Raw genomic sequence first — 16,159 nt, 5'->3', positions numbered from 1 at the left:
GAGAAAATGATACGTGCCTATATCCGACATCAAGAATCTTCTGATAAACGTCAGCCCAATTTACCAGAGTTCGAATAAACAACGGCCCCTTCCAGGGGCCCTCACGAAGCCACCGGCTCTGCCGGTGCGAGCTTCACTTTTCAAGGGGCAGGTGTCTCACCTTCATTGTCACAGAGGGATCCGGATCAGATAGACGGGATTTCTCGGTTTGCCCAAGTGTACGAAGCTATGGGAGAAAAAGCAAAAGCGGCTGAATATTATAGAAAATCTGCTGAATTTGCCACCGAAAATGATGATTTTGAGCAAGAATCTGTGGATATGTATATTGAAGATGCCAAACGAATGGAGGCGAGATAGCTACATATTTTCTGTTTTATGATTTAAATTAACTTTTCCGGTTGCCCACCGCTGGCATAATGCGGAATGAAAGTGGCGGTATTTTGTAGAATAAATAGTTATTCAACAATGAGGGAATTCAGACCCTCGTGCAAAAGGTAGGAATGATAATCCGCACTCACGTCAGCGCACCGATGCCGGCCCTGATCAAGAAGCTCAATCAAACGCTTTGAGGCTGGGGCAATTACCACCGCCATGTGGTGGCGTCGGAAGCCTTTAACCGCATCGACACTTATGTTTATGAGCAACTATGGCGCATGCTTCGCCGACGGCACCAGAACAAGTCCAAAAAATGGCTGTTTAAGAAATATTGGACAGCAGCAGGGCGGAAACACCGGTTCGCCATCAGCGTGCGATCTGCAAACGGCCTGAAAAAGGGAAACCTTTAAGATGCTTGAGCCGTGTGACGGGAAACTGTCAAGCATGGTTCTTAGAGGGGAAAGGGGCTGCAAAGCCCCTGACCTACTCGGTCACTACAAAGGAGGCAGCATGGAAATAAATTTTGAGTGTAAAAAATGTGGTAGCATATTTAACTCTGAAATTGGTGCTGTAAAAATTAATGAGAAAACGTTTCGACCAGAGTTTGAAAAGACAATTATATACCCTAAATGTGGAGTTCGTACTATTGATGAAGTTTTTCTCACAGAATTAGGTCAATCTCAAATGACTGAAGCTACAATGAACATTTAAGCTATACCGACAAGGAAATGACCTCCGTTAACACTATCAAGAATTGAGAAATGGCTAAAATTAAGAAGAAACTCACAGCAGCACAAAAGCGAGCTCGAAAAGCTGCAAAGGCTGAGCGTCAAAAGAAATATGAGTTGGTCTTCATGAATGGCAAGCAGGTTAGAGTAAAGAGACGTCCTACAATTGATGGTATGGATGTAAATGAATTTATTCGAAGAAATGCTGACCCCATTTGGCTTCATCAGAATGAAATGTGGGAGTACATGGAGACAGATGAAGATCAAGTGCATATAGAAGAAAATGAAGATGAAATACCATTTTAAGTTTCCAAGTATTCTAACGAGGCACAGTGCTAACCTATAAGGATTGAGTCGACCCATTGAGGTAAATCTGCTGGCTATCATGAATTTTGTGGGTCGAACTCAATCCATTGTTCAATAAGCCCGATCTCATTATCTCATTATATAGGGTAATGATTCTCTGCTGAGGATGGGATTGTAAGTTGCGGAACAAATATACTGGTGGGATTTTAGCAAAATTTATTGTTCTTTGATAAATGGATAATCTTTTTCATTCTTGAGTTGTCCTGGAACCACTGATTTTCCCTCCTGAATCGCTCTTTCGACCGAATTTGGCCACAGAAAGCCACCCCATCAAAAAAGATGGCTTCCGGAAAACCGATGTTTATCTTTGGTGGTGACCGGGCAGCACCGCATGGTGTTGGGTTGCCACTTATTGACATCCTGGCGATGGATGAAATATTTTTTTAGTTCATCCTCGGTAATCCGATCGGGATCTTTGCCATCATGAAACTCGATTAGTTTACGCACATGCCGGACATAAGCTTCCTGGGTACGTTCGCCTTTGCCGTTAAGTTTAAGGGCTTCAACCGCTGTCATACCAGGCTGTTTGCAATGCTGCCATAATACCGCTCCTCTCTTTTTGGGTTTAAAAAGATTTCTATGGAGTGGTATTATGGCAGTTATAAAGAAAAAATCTGAAGGATATTGTGCTTTTAAGACATGTCTGAAAATGAACAAATACGTGGGATTGTCAACCCTGCCGCGATAGCGGCTTACTCAACTAAATCAATGAATCCGACCTGCTACGCAGGCGGGTTATTTTAAACGTTCGGCGGTAAAGTTTTTCAATAATTCAAAAACAAAAGATTGACAACCGCTGTATATGGTATTAATATACAATTATGATAGAAATAAAAGAGCTCAAACAGTTCCAGTGGGATCATGGCAACGAATGTAAGAGTTCTGACAAACATAATGTTTCAAGGGAGGAAACGGAACAAGTGTTTTTTAATCAGCCGTTATTATTGCTTGAGGATAAAGCCCACTCACAAGAAGAGATGAGATTTCATGCTTTAGGCAGAACTGATAACAATCGAAAACTACATATAGCTTTCACAATTCGAACAAATAAAATCAGGGTAATATCTGCTAGACCTATGCATAAAAAAGAGAGGGAGAGTTATGAAAAAAATTCCTAAATTTAAAACTGAATCAGAAGAAAGGACATTTTGGGAAGAAAATGATTCAAGTGACTATCTTGACTGGAGCAAAGCAGAGCGAGCTGTATTTCCTAGCCTGAAACCAACAACTAAGGCGATCTCTCTAAGGTTGCCGGAATCTATGTTAGCGCAAATCAAAGTAGAAGCAAACAAACGAGATATCCCCTATCAATCACTGATGAAAATGTGGCTAAGTGAACATTTGCTACATATTGCATAGCGTTTCATAATTCGTAACTCATGTTAATGGTCGCCTGTCCGTGAGAAAATGGAAAATAGGGGATTTGTTCAATTCTGCTTCAAAAAAATATTTTAGGTTCCCGACGTTCGAATAATACGAGGTGGCTGCGATGAAGAATAATACACTGTCCTCAACACCAAACCTTTACTTGGAGCGGTTACACCTGCCATCCTGCGGTCCCTGGCTGCCAGAACAGTTGCCAATGATTGCCAATCACGTTTTCCAGCGCCAATTTCTACCAGGGTGCCAACGATAATCCTGACCATATTTTTCAAAAAACCATTGGCTTTTATCATGATGAACAGATAATTGCCACGCTTCCAGGTTCGGATTTTGTTGATGGTACGAACAGAAGTTACGGTCTCACCGTCTGCAGCCTTAAACGAGAGAAAGTCATGGGCTCCCTGGAGCAAATCGGCAGCCCTGGAAATAGCGGCTATATCCAGGGTCTTTCGTATATGCCAGGAATAAAGACGCGTCAGTGGATTTGGTTGTGAGCCATTATCAAGACAATAAAGGTAGGTTTTGGCTTTGGCAGATTTACGGGCATGAAAATCATCCGCCATTGCTTCAACAGAGCGGATAACAATATCATCGGGCAACAAGGCATTTAATCCACGCCACAAACCGTTCAAGGGAATCGTAGTTCCGGTCTTGATATGGGCAACCTGACCCCAGGCATGAACACCGGCATCGGTTCGCCCGGAACCATAAACCGTAAGCGATTCACCGGTCATGGTCGCTAAAACCTGCTGCAGTGTTTCCTGGATGGTTATACCATTAGGTTGAATCTGCCAGCCATGATAGGCACTACCATCATAGGCAATGGTCAGTTTCAGTTTTTGAAGTTCAGCCTGCACAGAAAAATATCATTCGACGGTTATATCCATAACGGTAAATATCTTTATCCCTCCCGGGGTGTTAACCTTTATCTCATCATCTAATTGTTTGCCTATTAACGCCCTGGCAATGGGGGCTGAGATAGATATTTTACCATGATCAATATCCGCTTCGTCCTCACCCACAAGCTGATAACTGATTTCTTCCCCGCTTTCCTCATCCGACAAACAGACAGTAACCCCGAACACCACCCGGTCAGTTCCGAATATCTTCGACGGATCAATAACTTCCGCCCGCCCCAGATGATCTTCGAGCATATTGATGCGCCCTTCAACAAAGGCCTGTTTTTCCTTGGCTGCATCATATTCGGCATTCTCACTCAGGTCACCATGAGCCCGGGCCTCAGCAATAGCATGAATAACTTCATGCCGGGTGACGGTTTTCAACCGGTGTAGCTCCGCTTTCAATTTGATATGACCATTTTTTGTCATCGGGACTTTTTCACTTGGTTTCATATATTTTCTCCAACATGGAAATTATGTTCTACACATACAGCAATCAATGGTAATCCTGCAGGGCCTTAATTGTTAATTCTTCATCATGAATAACCTTAATCGCCTGGGCTGCGGCCCAGGCTCCGGACATGGTAGTAAAATATGCAACCCCCCGATCCAGAGCTGTACGACGGATATAAAGAGAATCTTCCCGGGCACGACTGTCTCCGGGAGTATTGACAACCAAATCAATTTCACCGTTAACCAGAAAATCTAAAATATTAGGACGGCCTTCCTTTTTCTTTTTTACCAGGGTATTGGCCAAACCATGGTGGTCAAGAAACGCGGATGTTCCCGCGGTCGCTTTAATTGTATAACCACTGGCCAAAAGATCCCTGGCAACCTGTTCAATCCCGTTTTTTTGGTGAACACTTAAAAAAGCACATCCGTTCATCGGCAGAGGAGCGCCGGCGGCATCCTGAGCTTTGGCAAAGGCGGCCGGAAATCGCTCATCAATTCCCATGACTTCACCGGTAGATTTCATTTCTGGTCCTAACATGGTATCCACCCCGGGAAATTTAAGGAAAGGAAAGACTGCTTCCTTGACTGATACCCACGGAGGCTGCAACCTTTCCTCTACTCCTATTTCCGCCAGGGTTTTTCCCACCATGACCTGAACTGCCAGATCGGCAAGAGGTAACCCCACGGCCTTGCTGACAAAGGGCACCGTTCGGGAAGCCCTGGGATTGACTTCCAGGATAAAAATATTTTCACCCTGAACGGCAAACTGCACATTCATTAAACCACAAACCTGAAGTTCAAGGGCCATCGCCCGGGTTTGACGAGCGATCTTTCGGATAACGGAATCATCAAGAGTATAGGGAGGCAGGGAACAAGCCGAATCGCCTGAATGAACCCCGGCCCGTTCTATATGTTCCATGATCCCACCGACAATAACCGTCTGACCATCGCAAACCGCGTCAACATCCACTTCCACGGCATCATGGAGAAATTTATCGATCAGCATCGGATGGTCAAAAGATACCTTGACGGCTTCTCGCATATACCGCTGTAAATTATCCTGGTCATAAACAATTTCCATTCCCCGGCCACCAAGAACATAGGATGGACGCACAAGCACCGGATAACCAATGGTATCGGCAATTCGGGTAGCATCATCCACCGAAATCGCCGTGCCGTTTTCCGGCTGCCTGAGTTCCAGCATATCCAGAAGTTCTTTAAAGCGCTGTCGATCTTCCGCCCGATCAATACTGTCAGGTGAAGTTCCGAGAATAGGAACCCCGGCCTGTTCAAGTGATGCCGCCAGTTTAAGCGGTGTCTGGCCGCCAAACTGAACAATGACCCCAAATGGCTGTTCCGTTTTCACAATCTGCATGACATCTTCATGGGTCAGTGGTTCAAAGTAAAGCCGATCCGAGGTGTCATAGTCAGTACTGACCGTTTCCGGATTGCAATTAACCATTATGGTTTCAAAGCCTTCACGCTGCAGGGCAAAGGAACAGTGAACACAGCAATAGTCAAATTCTATTCCTTGACCGATACGGTTAGGACCACCACCCAGAATAATGACTTTACGCTCTTCAGTGGGAAAAGATTCATCCTCCCGCTCATAGGTGGAGTAGAGATAGGGAGTAAAGGCTTCAAACTCGGCGGCACAGGTATCAACACGCTTATAAACAGGAACTATATAGTTCTTATGCCGCAGATCAGAAATATCCTGCTCGTTGACAGACAGAAGTTCCGCCAGCCGCTGGTCGGCAAAACCCATTTCCTTGGCCTGTTTAAGAGTTTCAGTATCCAGCGCTGCCAAGTCTCCAGCCCTAATCTTCGACTCGAAATCTATAATTTGCTTGATATGGTGAATAAACCAGGGATCTATACCTGTCAGTTCCGTAACCTTTTCAAGGGGCAAGCCCAAACGCAGGGCATCACCGATATACCAGAATCGATCAGCGCCGGGAACTCGCAGCTTTTCCTCCACCAGAGCAAGTATGTCATCAGCAGGATTATCATAAGCTTCAGCTGGCAGCTGCTCATCAAAACCATAGGAATCAATCTCCAATGACCGCATAGCCTTCTGCAATGACTCTTTCATCGTTCTGCCGATGGCCATGACTTCGCCAACGGACTTCATCTGAGTGGTCAATGTAGCATCCGAGCTGGGAAACTTTTCAAAAGTAAATCGGGGAATTTTGGTTACCACATAATCAATGGTAGGTTCAAATGAAGCCGGAGTTTCTTTGGTTATATCATTGGGAATTTCATCGAGAGTATAACCGACTGCCAGTTTGGCGGCAATTTTGGCAATCGGGAAACCGGTAGCCTTGGAAGCCAGTGCCGAACTGCGTGACACCCGGGGATTCATTTCGATAATGATCAGGCGACCATCATCGGGGTTTACCGCGAACTGGACATTTGAACCTCCCGTATCCACCCCGATTTCCCTGATAACCTGAATAGCCGCGTCTCTCATCAGCTGGTATTCTTTATCGGTCAACGTCTGGGCCGGAGCGACAGTAATACTGTCGCCGGTATGAATACCCATGGCATCGATGTTTTCAATGGAACAGATAATGACCACATTATCGTGATGGTCACGCATTACCTCAAGCTCATATTCCTTCCAACCAACAATAGACTCTTCAATGAGTATTTCATGGGTGGGGCTTAAATCAAGACCCCATTTTACGTAACGTTCATAATCGGCAACATTATAAGCTATATTTCCACCAGTTCCTCCCAGGGTGAAGGATGGCCGGAGGATGGCCGGAAAACCGATTTCACCAATAATCTCCCAGGCATCAGCCATGGAGTGAGCATGCCCGCTTTTGGGCAGATCCAGGCCAATCTTCAGCATCGCCTCCTTAAACAGCTGGCGATCTTCAGCCTTTTTAATTGCTTCCAGGCTTGCCCCGATCAGCTCGACATTATATCTGGCCAGGGTTCCGTTTTCAGCCAGTTCAATCCCGACATTAAGGGCTGTCTGCCCACCTACAGTAGGCAGCAGGGCATCAGGTCGCTCAACTTCTATTATTTTGGCCACTGTTGCGGCGGTAATCGGTTCTATGTATGTACGGTGAGCAAATTCCGGGTCAGTCATAATGGTTGCCGGATTGCTGTTAACTAACACGACTTCATACCCTTCTTCCTTGAGAGCCTTGCATGCCTGGGTCCCGGAGTAATCAAACTCACAGGCCTGGCCAATAACAATCGGCCCGGAACCAATCAACATAATCTTTTTTAAATCAGTACGTTTGGGCACTGCATAGGTCCTTTAGAAAAATAAATAAATTCCGGTAAAAATTTAGATATTGCCTTAATGTGTTGTATAAGGTACAAGGTACAAGGTTTAAGGTATAAGGTTTTTCCGTAAACCGAACACCAGAAGTCCCGGAACACTACTGATTACAGATAAAAAGCGCGACGTTCAAAATTGCGACTTCAGCATCTGTAATTATTTTGACCAGGAAATAACTTCCACTGATGAAATCAATCTTTCTTGCCGATGCTCATTTAAAATATCCAACCGATGAAAATTATCGAAAACTGAATAGTTTCCTGCAAAACCTGCCTGAAGATGTGGAAAATCTCTTTATTCTTGGTGATTTTTTTGACTTCTGGTTCGGATACCGTGAGGTAGTATTTTCAGTATATGTTCCCATCCTCGCGACCCTTGAAGCCCTGGTTCAACGGGGAATAAAACTCTACTTTATTGAAGGGAACCATGAAATCAGCCTGGGTCCATTTTTCCGTACCCATTTACATGTCCACAGTAACCCCAGTGAATTATCCGTTTACCTGTCCGGCCAACGTCTTTACCTGGCCCACGGAGACTTACTGGATGACAGTCAACAATGGTACCGACGATGGGCTAAATTTATCAAAAGCCCCATCACCTGCCGAATCATCAGCCTGATACCTCCTGACATCACCTGCAGAGTTGCCCATTGGCTTTCAAAAACCAGCCGCAATCAGTCTCAAAACGACAGTCATATACCGGAGAAGCTGACCAACAAGCTTGCGGATATATTTCGGGCCGGTCATGATGTGGCAATTATCGCCCATTATCATCATCCGGCCCAGAATAAGGTTGTCCTGAGCGATCAGAAATATCCGGTTTATCACCTGGGAGATTGGATAACTGATTACTCCTACCTGATATTGGAAGATGGCAACTTTCAACTCAAAAGACTACCAACCCCATAACAGCGAAGCAAGATCCCCCCATAAGGTTCAGTAACTTACGCCATTATTTGTTCGTTGCCATCAACTGGATAAAACGTTTAAATAAATAGGCTGAATCATGGGGCCCGGGAGAACTTTCGGGGTGATACTGAATAGAAAAGAGCGGATGGCGGCGATGCTTCAAACCCTCAACAGTTCGGTCATTCAGATTGATATGAGTCACTTCCACCTCATCACCAAGGGAATCAATATCAATACAAAACCCATGGTTCTGTGAAGTAATTTCGACCTTTCCGGTAGCCAGGTCCATGACCGGCTGATTACTGCCATGGTGACCGAATTTCAACTTATAAGTGCTTCCACCCAAAGCCAGGCCGATAATCTGGTGTCCCAGACAGATGCCAAACATGGGTTTCCGGCCAATCAATAACCTGATTTGTTTAACATATTCCACCAAAGCAGCCGGATCACCCGGTCCATTTGAAAGAAATACACCGTCAGGATTCAAAGCAAGTACTTCCTGGGCTGTGGTTGTTGCCGGGACAACAGTTACCCGGCAACCGGCGGCCACCAGCAGCCGGAGAATATTGTATTTGATCCCATAATCATAGGCAACCACGTGAAAACCGCCGGCATTATGTTTTTTCTCATACCCGGCAGTCATATCCCAGTCTCCCTGGGACCATTCATAAGTGGAAGGCGATGTCACCCCATCCACCAGGTTTACTCCTTCAATACCTGGCCAATGCCGAAGTTTCTCTGACAAACTGGATAGATCAAAGTCAGTCGTGGAAATAATCCCCGGCATGGCACCGGCCAGGCGGATATGACGGGTCAGAAAACGGGTATCAATACCTTCAATTCCAACCACACCAGCATCTTCGAGATAACTACCCAGAGCTTTTCTGCTCCTCCAGTTACTGGGCATATGACAATATTCTTTAACAATATAACCGGATAAGAAAAGTTTTCTCGACTCAACATCTTCTGCGTTGATACCGCAATTACCGATATGGGGATAGGTCATGGTTACCATCTGTCCCCGATAGGAAGGATCAGTCAATACCTCCTGATAACCTGTCAGGCTGGTATTAAAGACCACTTCCCCAATGGCTTCTCCCACAGCGCCAAATGAGCGGCCGGCAAATGCAGTCCCATCCTCAAGCAGTAGGATTGCTTTGTTTTTTGCAAATGCCATTGATACACCTCACACCTGCCCATCAGCAGCATAGACGATTTCCCCGCCCACAATGGTCGTCAAGGCTTTCCCTTGAACTCGCCAACCATCAAAAGGAGTATTGAAACTTCTGGAACGGAAATCATCTTTATTAATAGACCACTTGACTTCCGGATCTATAATCGTCACATCTGCGTCCATGCCGACTTCCAGACTGCCTTTCCTTGATAAACCAAGAATTTTTGCCGGAGCAACGCTGAGACGTTCAACCATTTTCACTGGTGTCAGAACCCCTTCACGCACAAGATTCATGGTTAAAGGAATAGTTGTTTCCAGGCCAACAATGCCAAAAGGCGTATACTGGTATTCTACCTCTTTTTCCGTCTGCTCATGGGGGGCATGATCCGAAGCAATAACATCAATAATTCCAGCGAACAGAGCCTCTTTAATTGCAACAACATCCTCTGGTTCACGCAAGGGTGGACTCATTTTGGTATTGGGATTAAAACATAAAAATTGCCTTTTCATGGCATATTCCACCTCATCACGGTAGTAAAGATCAGCCACAGCCCGATGGTCGAGGGAAAAGTGATGCGGGGTCACCTCTGCCGTAACCTTTACGCCTCTTTCTTTGGCCCGGGCAACCAGGGATACACCACCTCGGGTACTGATATGGGCAATATGAACTGGAAGATCAAGAAATTCAGCCAGCAGAAGACAACGGGCGATATCAAGCTCCTCAGCCAGTGATGGGATACCGGGAAATCCAAAGGTTGAAGATATTTCCCCTTCATGGATAACCCCATCCGCAAAAAGATAATTATCCTGACAATGGCAAATAATGACGCGATTAAGGCTACCGGCATATTCCATCGCATGACGATAGAGCTTGGTGTTTTCGACAGTTTTTCCATCTTCAGAAAAAGCGACGACCCCCGCTGTTGCCATCTCCGCCATTTCAACCATCTGCTTGCCCCGCATGCCGATGGTTACCGCCCCGATGGGCAAAACATTGACCGGTGCCTGCTGAGCCCGTTCATTGATAAAGCGGGTTACCGCGGCACAATCATTCACTGGGCTGGTATTGGCCATACAGGCAATGCTGGTAAAACCACCAGCTGCCGCTGCCTGAGCCCCGCTCATAATCGTTTCCTTGTATTCCTGCCCCGGCTCACGCAGATGGGTATGCATATCGATGGCGCCCGGCATAACCCATAATCCTTCCGCCCGGATAACTTTCCCGGCACTTTCATCCAGTTGCAGTTTTTGGCCGATCTCGGCGATAGCACCGTCGGCAATCAGAACATCAAGTTTTTGATCACGGTTATTTTCGGGATCTATTACCCGACCACCCCGCAGCAATATCCGTTTCATTCTGATTTATCTCCCAAAAGATATAAAATCGCCATGCGAACGGCAACGCCGTTTTCAACCTGCTCAAGAATCACTGAATGTTTTCCGTCGGCCACCTCTGAGGTGATCTCCACCCCACGATTCATAGGTCCGGGATGCATGATAATAACATCATTACCGGCCAGATTTACCCGGCTACGATTCAGGCCATAGCGCCGGGCATATTCATTCATTGAGGGAAACAGGGTATGATCCTGACGTTCCAGCTGTATGCGAAGCATCATTATCACATCAACACCCTTAATGGCATCCTCCGGACTTGCACAAACTTTTACTCCGGGGAAACCATTCATATTCAGCGGCAGCATGGTCGGCGGACTGCAAACCCTGACTTCCGCTCCCAAAATGGTTAATGCATGCATATTGGAACGGGCGACGCGGCTGTGAGCGATATCACCTATTATCGCCACTCGCAAGCCCGCGAAAGCCTTTTTATGCTCACGGATAGTTAACATGTCCAGCAAAGCCTGACTGGGATGCTCATTGGCACCATCCCCGGCATTCACCACCCGGGCATCAACCCGGCCGGCAATCAGGTGTGGAGCCCCTACACAGCCATGCCGGATAACAATAATATCGGGAGACATGGCCTGCAGGTTTTTTACCGTATCCAACAGTGTTTCCCCCTTCACTACACTGCTGGTTGATGCCGAGATATTTATCGTATCGGCACTGAGCCTTTTTGCCGCGATTTCAAAAGAACTCCTGGTCCGGGTACTTGGCTCATAAAACAGGTTGATAATTGTCTGGCCACGCAATGTCGGAACTTTTTTTATCGGTCGACGGGATATTTCCTTAAAAGATTCCGCGGTATCCAGAATCAGGGTTATGTCATCCTCATGCAGCTCTTTAATAGCCAGTAAATCTTTCCGGGGGAAAATCCTTTTTTTCATACGGCTCAATCCACCTGCCGGCGGGCTGCATAGCTCACCGTTACAGAATCATGATTATCCTCTTCACGCATCCTTACCATCACCTGATGATCCGGCGATGATGGAACATGTTTTCCCACATAATCAGGCATAATCGGTAGTTCCCGGTGACCACGGTCAACCAGCACCAGCAACTGTATAGCCTGGGGACGACCAAAGTCCATCAGTCCATCCATAGCTGAGCGAACGGTTCTTCCGGTATACAACACATCATCCACCAGAATAACTATTTTATCATCAAGAGAAAATGTTATCTCGGTTTTTTGCAGCACCGGATGATGTGTACCATGGGATAAATCATCACGATAAAGGGTAATATCAAGGATACCCAGCGGGACATCCAATTGGGCTATCTGGTTCAATAAATCCCGCAGACGCTGGGCCAGGAATACCCCCCTGGTCCTGATTCCCACAAGCACAAGATCTTCATGAACGGCATTACGCTCCAGGATTTCATAGGCCATCCTGGAAAGTACCATGCCCATTCCTCGTTCATCCAGAATATTCATACAATTCTTTACCCTTCAGCCTTAAACCTCTTGCCTTTAGTAATCAATGAATAAGATGAGCAAATCTCCCAACCCTAACTTTCTGAAACAGCTTTTTTGCCTGGGAGTCCCATGACCAGTAAATGATCCAGGCTTTACCTTTTATCTTGCCATATTCGACAAACCCCCAGAAGCGGCTGTCATAACTTCGATCACGGTTATCACCCATGACAAAAACATTATTTTCAGGAACAACGACCGGTCCAAAGTTATCTCGTGGTACCTGGGTAACCGTATCCGGGTCACGATAGGTCCCATACGAACCAGCAAATAACTTATTATTAATATAAATCTTCTTCTTCCTGATTTCTATGGTTTCACCCGGTAGGCCGATTACCCGCTTGATAAAATCTTTAGACTGATCAACCGGGTAGGTAAAGACGATGATATCACCACGCTGAGGCTTATGGTAATCAAAAAATTTAATCTCCGTAAAAGGAATATGTACACCATATTTAAATTTATTAACCAGCAGATGATCACCAATCAACAGAGTTGGTTCCATGGAACCGGAAGGAATTTTAAATGCCTGAACAATAAAGGCCCGGATAAACAGGGCGATAATGATAGCAATGATAATTGACTCGGCATATTCCCGCACAATACCCATTTTTCGCTTAGCAGTCATAGTAATCTTTATTTCTACCTTTCCAGTTCAATATAAACCTAAGTCAAGCAATTAGCAGTTAGCTCTTAGCAGTTAGCTGAGCAAAATTAAGGTTTTACGTTGACAATACACAGTACCCAACAGGTAACTGTATATAGTGAAATCCCTTTTAATCATTAAACTAATAGCTAACGGCTAAAAGCTAATCGCTCAATTTTGGATAAAGTCAGGCACAACCAGACAATCATGAATCAATATTTAAAATAGCCAGAAAAGCATCTTGTGGCAGCTCAACCTTGCCCACCATCTTCATCCGTTTTTTCCCGGCCTTCTGTTTCTCCAGCAATTTCCGCTTTCTGGTTATATCACCACCATAACATTTGGCGGTGACATTTTTCCGCAATGCTTTAACCGTAGTTCTGGCAATGACCTTGGTGCCAATGGCAGCCTGAATGGCAACCTCGAACATTTGCCGAGGAATCAATTTTTTCATTTTGACCGCCATATCATGTCCACGATCATAGCTGCAGGATTCATGAAGAATCATTGACAACGCATCAACCAGTTCCTCATTAATCAAAATGTCTAGTTTCACCAGCTTGGACGGTCGATAACCGGCGGTTTCATAATCCAGTGAAGCGTAACCGCGGGACAATGACTTCAACTTATCATAGAAGTCAAGAACAATTTCATTGAACGGCAGATCATAGATAATCATAGCCCTGGTTTCGTCAAGATATTTAATTTCCTGCTGGCTGCCGCGCTTATCTTCGCATAATTTCACAATATTGCCAATATATTCGCTCGGCACATGAATGGACACTCGAGCTATAGGTTCCTCAATGGAATTAATTTCCTGGGAAGCCGGCATTTTACTCGGATTATCAATCTCCACTACGCTTCCGTCCGTGCAGTTGATCCGGTATATAACGGTTGGCGCCGTTGATATAAGATCGAGATCATACTCCCGTTCCAAACGCTCCTGAATAATTTCCATATGCAGCAGTCCAAGAAAACCACAGCGGAAACCGAATCCGAGGGCTACGGACGTTTCTGGCTGATAAAAAAAGGAGGCATCATTCAGGCGCAATTTGGCCAGCGCCTCCCTGAGTCCTTCGTACTGGACCGAATCCGCGGGATATAAGCCGCTGAAAACCATCGGCTTGATTTCCTTAAAACCCGGCAGGGGTTGGGGGTCAGGATTCGTGGCAATGGTAATGGTATCACCGATCTTGCAGTCAGTAACATCTTTGATCCCAGCAATCAGAAACCCCACTTCGCCGGCTGACATGCTTTCAACCAATAAATCAACCGGTGTATGGACTCCGACTTTCAGTATTTCGAATTCTTTTCCAGATGAAATCATCTGAATTTTCATTCCCGGCTTAATTGTCCCTTCATATACCCTGATCATAGCTATGACTCCCTGGTATGGATCAAACCAGGAATCAAAAATCATGGCTTTCAGCGGTGCTGATCGCGATCCTTTCGGGGGATGAATACGGCTGATAATCATCTCCAGCAATTCATCAATACCAAATCCGGTTTTAGCGCTAACCAAGACGGCATCATCAGCCGGCAGACCTACCACCTCCTCAATCTGGTGAATCACCCGATCCGGTTCCGCTACCGGCAGATCAACTTTGTTTAATACCGGAATAATCTCCAGGTTGACATCAATGGCCAGGTAGACATTGGCCAGAGTCTGGGCTTCAACGCCCTGAACCGCGTCAACCACCAGAATGGCCCCTTCGGTTGCCGCCAGGCTTCGGGATACTTCATAAGAAAAATCAACATGCCCGGGGGTATCAATCAGGTTCAGCATATAATCACTGCCATCCTGAGCCCGATATATAAGACGAACAGTTTGCGCCTTGATCGTTATCCCACGCTCCCGTTCCAGATCCATATTATCCAGAACCTGATCTTTCATTTGCCGTGAAGTTAAGGCTCCAGTCATCTCCAGCAGGCGATCTGCCAGGGTAGACTTGCCATGATCGATATGCGCAATAATGGAAAAGTTTCTTATATGATCCTGAGGAAATTCAATCAAAATATTTTTTTAACCTTTGCAATCTGTTAATGAACTCGTAATAACTGATAAAATACTTTGAAAAGCGATGGTACTGTAACAGCTTCATATTCGAGGCATACAAAACCTGAGTCATGAAGCACATTTAGACGGTATAAAGTGTAAGGTCTACGGTTTGAGGTTCCTTGTACCGTACACCGTTCATTTAACAATAAAACTCCGGATTGATTTTTGCTTCCGCAGTCTTTCCTGCAGTAATTTTGCAGTTTGTTTACCTTTAATATCAACGATCCGCACCCGGTACCAGGTACCTTTCCCGGGAATTTTTGCGGCAACCACCACGGCCTTGCCATAACCTTCCTGCACTAATGTATTCCGAAACAAACGGGCCTTACCTTCCTGAGGATATGAAGCAACCTGCAAAGTCAGCCCCTTTGTGTTCGCCTGCTTAGCTTTAACCACATTTTTAGTCTCATTTAACTGCCTTGCTTTTTTTACCGGCTTTGCCACTTTCTCCGTTGCAGAGCCATTATTTTCAAGGACATTTTTGGTTTTTTTATTGGTTAATGATTCATAAAAAGTATACTTGATTTCCTGTTTTGATTCCGGTGCTTCCTTCCCTGATAATTCACGCTGTCCTTTTATCACAGCAGCATTCTTTTCCGGAGAAACAACCGGCAGGGGCATTAAATCATCAATTGCCGGCTTATCAGCCCTATTTTTTTCATTGTGGCCACGGTCATTAACTTGAGGACCAGCCATCACCTTCGGCCCGGGGATTGTTACAACCGTGTCAGATGAAGAGACCACCGGCCCAGGAGCATTATCGGTCATACTTTTTCCAACCATCACTCCGGCAATAAAAACTACTATACCGAGAAAAAATATTACCACAAAATTACGTAATGTATTCATCTAGTATTGTTCCATATGTCAATCTTTGAACAATGAATGATGTTCCCCAAAAAAAACCATCACTCCGAAAAACCAGATGCAGGGTTACCGGGATTGGGGACATTCTTGAGTTGCCGCTTAATGACAGCGGACAGTACAGGTACTCA

Annotated in this window: 17 protein-coding genes and 1 pseudogene; 7 read left to right on the top strand and 11 right to left on the bottom strand. The window is 45.4% G+C overall.

The features are described 5' to 3' along the window. Positions 1 to 228 precede the first annotated feature (228 nt). The 4 genes and pseudogenes from U9P07_10420 (at position 229) to U9P07_10405 (ending at position 1,409) form a co-directional block, all read left to right on the top strand. Complete coding sequence (locus tag U9P07_10420; GenBank protein ID MEA2109819.1) at positions 229 to 357, top strand: hypothetical protein; 129 nt, start codon at positions 229 to 231, stop codon at positions 355 to 357. 224 nt (positions 358 to 581) lie between these two features. Next, positions 582 to 785, top strand: a pseudogene (locus tag U9P07_10415) (group II intron maturase-specific domain-containing protein). A gap of 100 nt (positions 786 to 885) precedes the next feature. After that, positions 886 to 1,086 carry a hypothetical protein gene (locus U9P07_10410; protein MEA2109818.1) on the top strand — a complete coding sequence of 67 codons (201 nt, stop codon included), beginning with the start codon at positions 886 to 888 and terminating at the stop codon, positions 1,084 to 1,086. Positions 1,087 to 1,136: 50 nt separating this feature from the next. Further along, the gene (locus U9P07_10405; GenBank protein ID MEA2109817.1) at positions 1,137 to 1,409 is read left to right on the top strand and encodes a hypothetical protein; all 273 of its coding nucleotides are present in this window, start codon (positions 1,137 to 1,139) and stop codon (positions 1,407 to 1,409) included. A gap of 330 nt (positions 1,410 to 1,739) precedes the next feature. On the opposite strand, the gene U9P07_10400 is transcribed toward U9P07_10405, so the two are convergent. Beyond that, positions 1,740 to 1,985 carry a phage integrase N-terminal SAM-like domain-containing protein gene (locus U9P07_10400; protein MEA2109816.1) on the bottom strand — a complete coding sequence of 82 codons (246 nt, stop codon included), beginning with the start codon at positions 1,983 to 1,985 and terminating at the stop codon, positions 1,740 to 1,742. Positions 1,986 to 2,290: 305 nt separating this feature from the next. On the opposite strand from U9P07_10400, the gene U9P07_10395 reads away from it, so the two are divergent. Both U9P07_10395 and U9P07_10390 read left to right on the top strand, forming a co-directional pair. Then, complete coding sequence (locus U9P07_10395) at positions 2,291 to 2,587, top strand: BrnT family toxin (protein MEA2109815.1); 297 nt, start codon at positions 2,291 to 2,293, stop codon at positions 2,585 to 2,587. Then, entirely contained in the window at positions 2,571 to 2,828 is a 258-nt protein-coding gene (locus U9P07_10390) for a BrnA antitoxin family protein (protein MEA2109814.1), read from the top strand. The genes U9P07_10395 and U9P07_10390 overlap by 17 nt, the downstream gene beginning before the upstream one ends. Positions 2,829 to 2,920: 92 nt before the next feature. Here U9P07_10390 and truA read toward each other — a convergent pair whose 3' ends face one another. The 3 genes from truA to carB are packed head-to-tail and all read right to left on the bottom strand — an operon-like array spanning position 2,921 to position 7,466. Then, a complete protein-coding gene (gene truA, locus U9P07_10385) occupies positions 2,921 to 3,709 on the bottom strand; it encodes a tRNA pseudouridine(38-40) synthase TruA (GenBank protein MEA2109813.1) in 789 nt (262 codons plus the stop codon). Positions 3,710 to 3,718: 9 nt separating this feature from the next. Beyond that, a complete protein-coding gene (greA, locus tag U9P07_10380) occupies positions 3,719 to 4,204 on the bottom strand; it encodes a transcription elongation factor GreA (protein ID MEA2109812.1) in 486 nt (161 codons plus the stop codon). A 43-nt stretch (positions 4,205 to 4,247) separates the two neighbouring features. Further along, on the bottom strand, positions 4,248 to 7,466 hold the full coding sequence (carB, locus tag U9P07_10375; protein MEA2109811.1) for a carbamoyl-phosphate synthase large subunit: 3,219 nt from the start codon (positions 7,464 to 7,466) through the stop codon (positions 4,248 to 4,250). A 221-nt stretch (positions 7,467 to 7,687) separates the two neighbouring features. On the opposite strand from carB, the gene U9P07_10370 reads away from it, so the two are divergent. After that, positions 7,688 to 8,410: a UDP-2,3-diacylglucosamine diphosphatase gene (locus U9P07_10370; protein ID MEA2109810.1), complete on the top strand. Its 723-nt coding sequence runs from the start codon at positions 7,688 to 7,690 to the stop codon at positions 8,408 to 8,410. Between the two features lie 43 nt (positions 8,411 to 8,453). Here U9P07_10370 and carA read toward each other — a convergent pair whose 3' ends face one another. From carA to U9P07_10335, 7 genes are all read right to left on the bottom strand, one after another. Beyond that, the gene (gene carA, locus U9P07_10365; GenBank protein ID MEA2109809.1) at positions 8,454 to 9,587 is read right to left on the bottom strand and encodes a glutamine-hydrolyzing carbamoyl-phosphate synthase small subunit; all 1,134 of its coding nucleotides are present in this window, start codon (positions 9,585 to 9,587) and stop codon (positions 8,454 to 8,456) included. A gap of 9 nt (positions 9,588 to 9,596) precedes the next feature. Then, positions 9,597 to 10,940 (bottom strand): dihydroorotase, encoded by a 1,344-nt coding sequence (locus U9P07_10360; protein MEA2109808.1) that lies wholly within the window; start codon positions 10,938 to 10,940, stop codon positions 9,597 to 9,599. Then, positions 10,937 to 11,872 carry an aspartate carbamoyltransferase catalytic subunit gene (locus U9P07_10355; GenBank protein MEA2109807.1) on the bottom strand — a complete coding sequence of 312 codons (936 nt, stop codon included), beginning with the start codon at positions 11,870 to 11,872 and terminating at the stop codon, positions 10,937 to 10,939. Before U9P07_10355 ends, U9P07_10360 begins: the two co-directional genes overlap by 4 nt. Positions 11,873 to 11,877: 5 nt before the next feature. Next, entirely contained in the window at positions 11,878 to 12,420 is a 543-nt protein-coding gene (gene pyrR / locus U9P07_10350) for a bifunctional pyr operon transcriptional regulator/uracil phosphoribosyltransferase PyrR (GenBank protein MEA2109806.1), read from the bottom strand. Between the two features lie 43 nt (positions 12,421 to 12,463). After that, positions 12,464 to 13,087 carry a signal peptidase I gene (gene lepB / locus U9P07_10345; protein MEA2109805.1) on the bottom strand — a complete coding sequence of 208 codons (624 nt, stop codon included), beginning with the start codon at positions 13,085 to 13,087 and terminating at the stop codon, positions 12,464 to 12,466. 223 nt (positions 13,088 to 13,310) lie between these two features. Then, complete coding sequence (gene lepA, locus U9P07_10340; protein ID MEA2109804.1) at positions 13,311 to 15,116, bottom strand: translation elongation factor 4; 1,806 nt, start codon at positions 15,114 to 15,116, stop codon at positions 13,311 to 13,313. 183 nt (positions 15,117 to 15,299) lie between these two features. Further along, complete coding sequence (locus U9P07_10335) at positions 15,300 to 16,013, bottom strand: SPOR domain-containing protein (GenBank protein ID MEA2109803.1); 714 nt, start codon at positions 16,011 to 16,013, stop codon at positions 15,300 to 15,302. Positions 16,014 to 16,159: the final 146 nt, after the last annotated feature.

This window comes from Pseudomonadota bacterium, from assembly GCA_034660915.1.
In the GTDB taxonomy this organism is placed as follows: Bacteria; Desulfobacterota; Anaeroferrophillalia; order Anaeroferrophillales; family Anaeroferrophillaceae; genus DQWO01.
This window is presented reverse-complemented; position numbering and strand designations above follow the sequence as displayed.

Bases quoted from the DNA above. Each gene is read 5' to 3' on its own strand.
- U9P07_10420 (MEA2109819.1), top strand. From the start codon at position 229: ATGGGAGAAAAAGCAAAAGCGGCTGAATATTATAGAAAATCTGCTGAA.
- U9P07_10410 (MEA2109818.1), top strand. From the start codon at position 886: ATGGAAATAAATTTTGAGTGTAAAAAATGTGGTAGCATATTTAACTCT.
- U9P07_10405 (MEA2109817.1), top strand. From the start codon at position 1,137: ATGGCTAAAATTAAGAAGAAACTCACAGCAGCACAAAAGCGAGCTCGA.
- U9P07_10400 (MEA2109816.1), bottom strand. From the start codon at position 1,985: ATGACAGCGGTTGAAGCCCTTAAACTTAACGGCAAAGGCGAACGTACC.
- U9P07_10395 (MEA2109815.1), top strand. From the start codon at position 2,291: ATGATAGAAATAAAAGAGCTCAAACAGTTCCAGTGGGATCATGGCAAC.
- U9P07_10390 (MEA2109814.1), top strand. From the start codon at position 2,571: ATGAAAAAAATTCCTAAATTTAAAACTGAATCAGAAGAAAGGACATTT.
- greA (MEA2109812.1), bottom strand. From the start codon at position 4,204: ATGAAACCAAGTGAAAAAGTCCCGATGACAAAAAATGGTCATATCAAA.
- U9P07_10370 (MEA2109810.1), top strand. From the start codon at position 7,688: ATGAAATCAATCTTTCTTGCCGATGCTCATTTAAAATATCCAACCGAT.
- carA (MEA2109809.1), bottom strand. From the start codon at position 9,587: ATGGCATTTGCAAAAAACAAAGCAATCCTACTGCTTGAGGATGGGACT.
- U9P07_10360 (MEA2109808.1), bottom strand. From the start codon at position 10,940: ATGAAACGGATATTGCTGCGGGGTGGTCGGGTAATAGATCCCGAAAAT.
- U9P07_10355 (MEA2109807.1), bottom strand. From the start codon at position 11,872: ATGAAAAAAAGGATTTTCCCCCGGAAAGATTTACTGGCTATTAAAGAG.
- pyrR (MEA2109806.1), bottom strand. From the start codon at position 12,420: ATGAATATTCTGGATGAACGAGGAATGGGCATGGTACTTTCCAGGATG.
- lepB (MEA2109805.1), bottom strand. From the start codon at position 13,087: ATGACTGCTAAGCGAAAAATGGGTATTGTGCGGGAATATGCCGAGTCA.
- U9P07_10335 (MEA2109803.1), bottom strand. From the start codon at position 16,013: ATGAATACATTACGTAATTTTGTGGTAATATTTTTTCTCGGTATAGTA.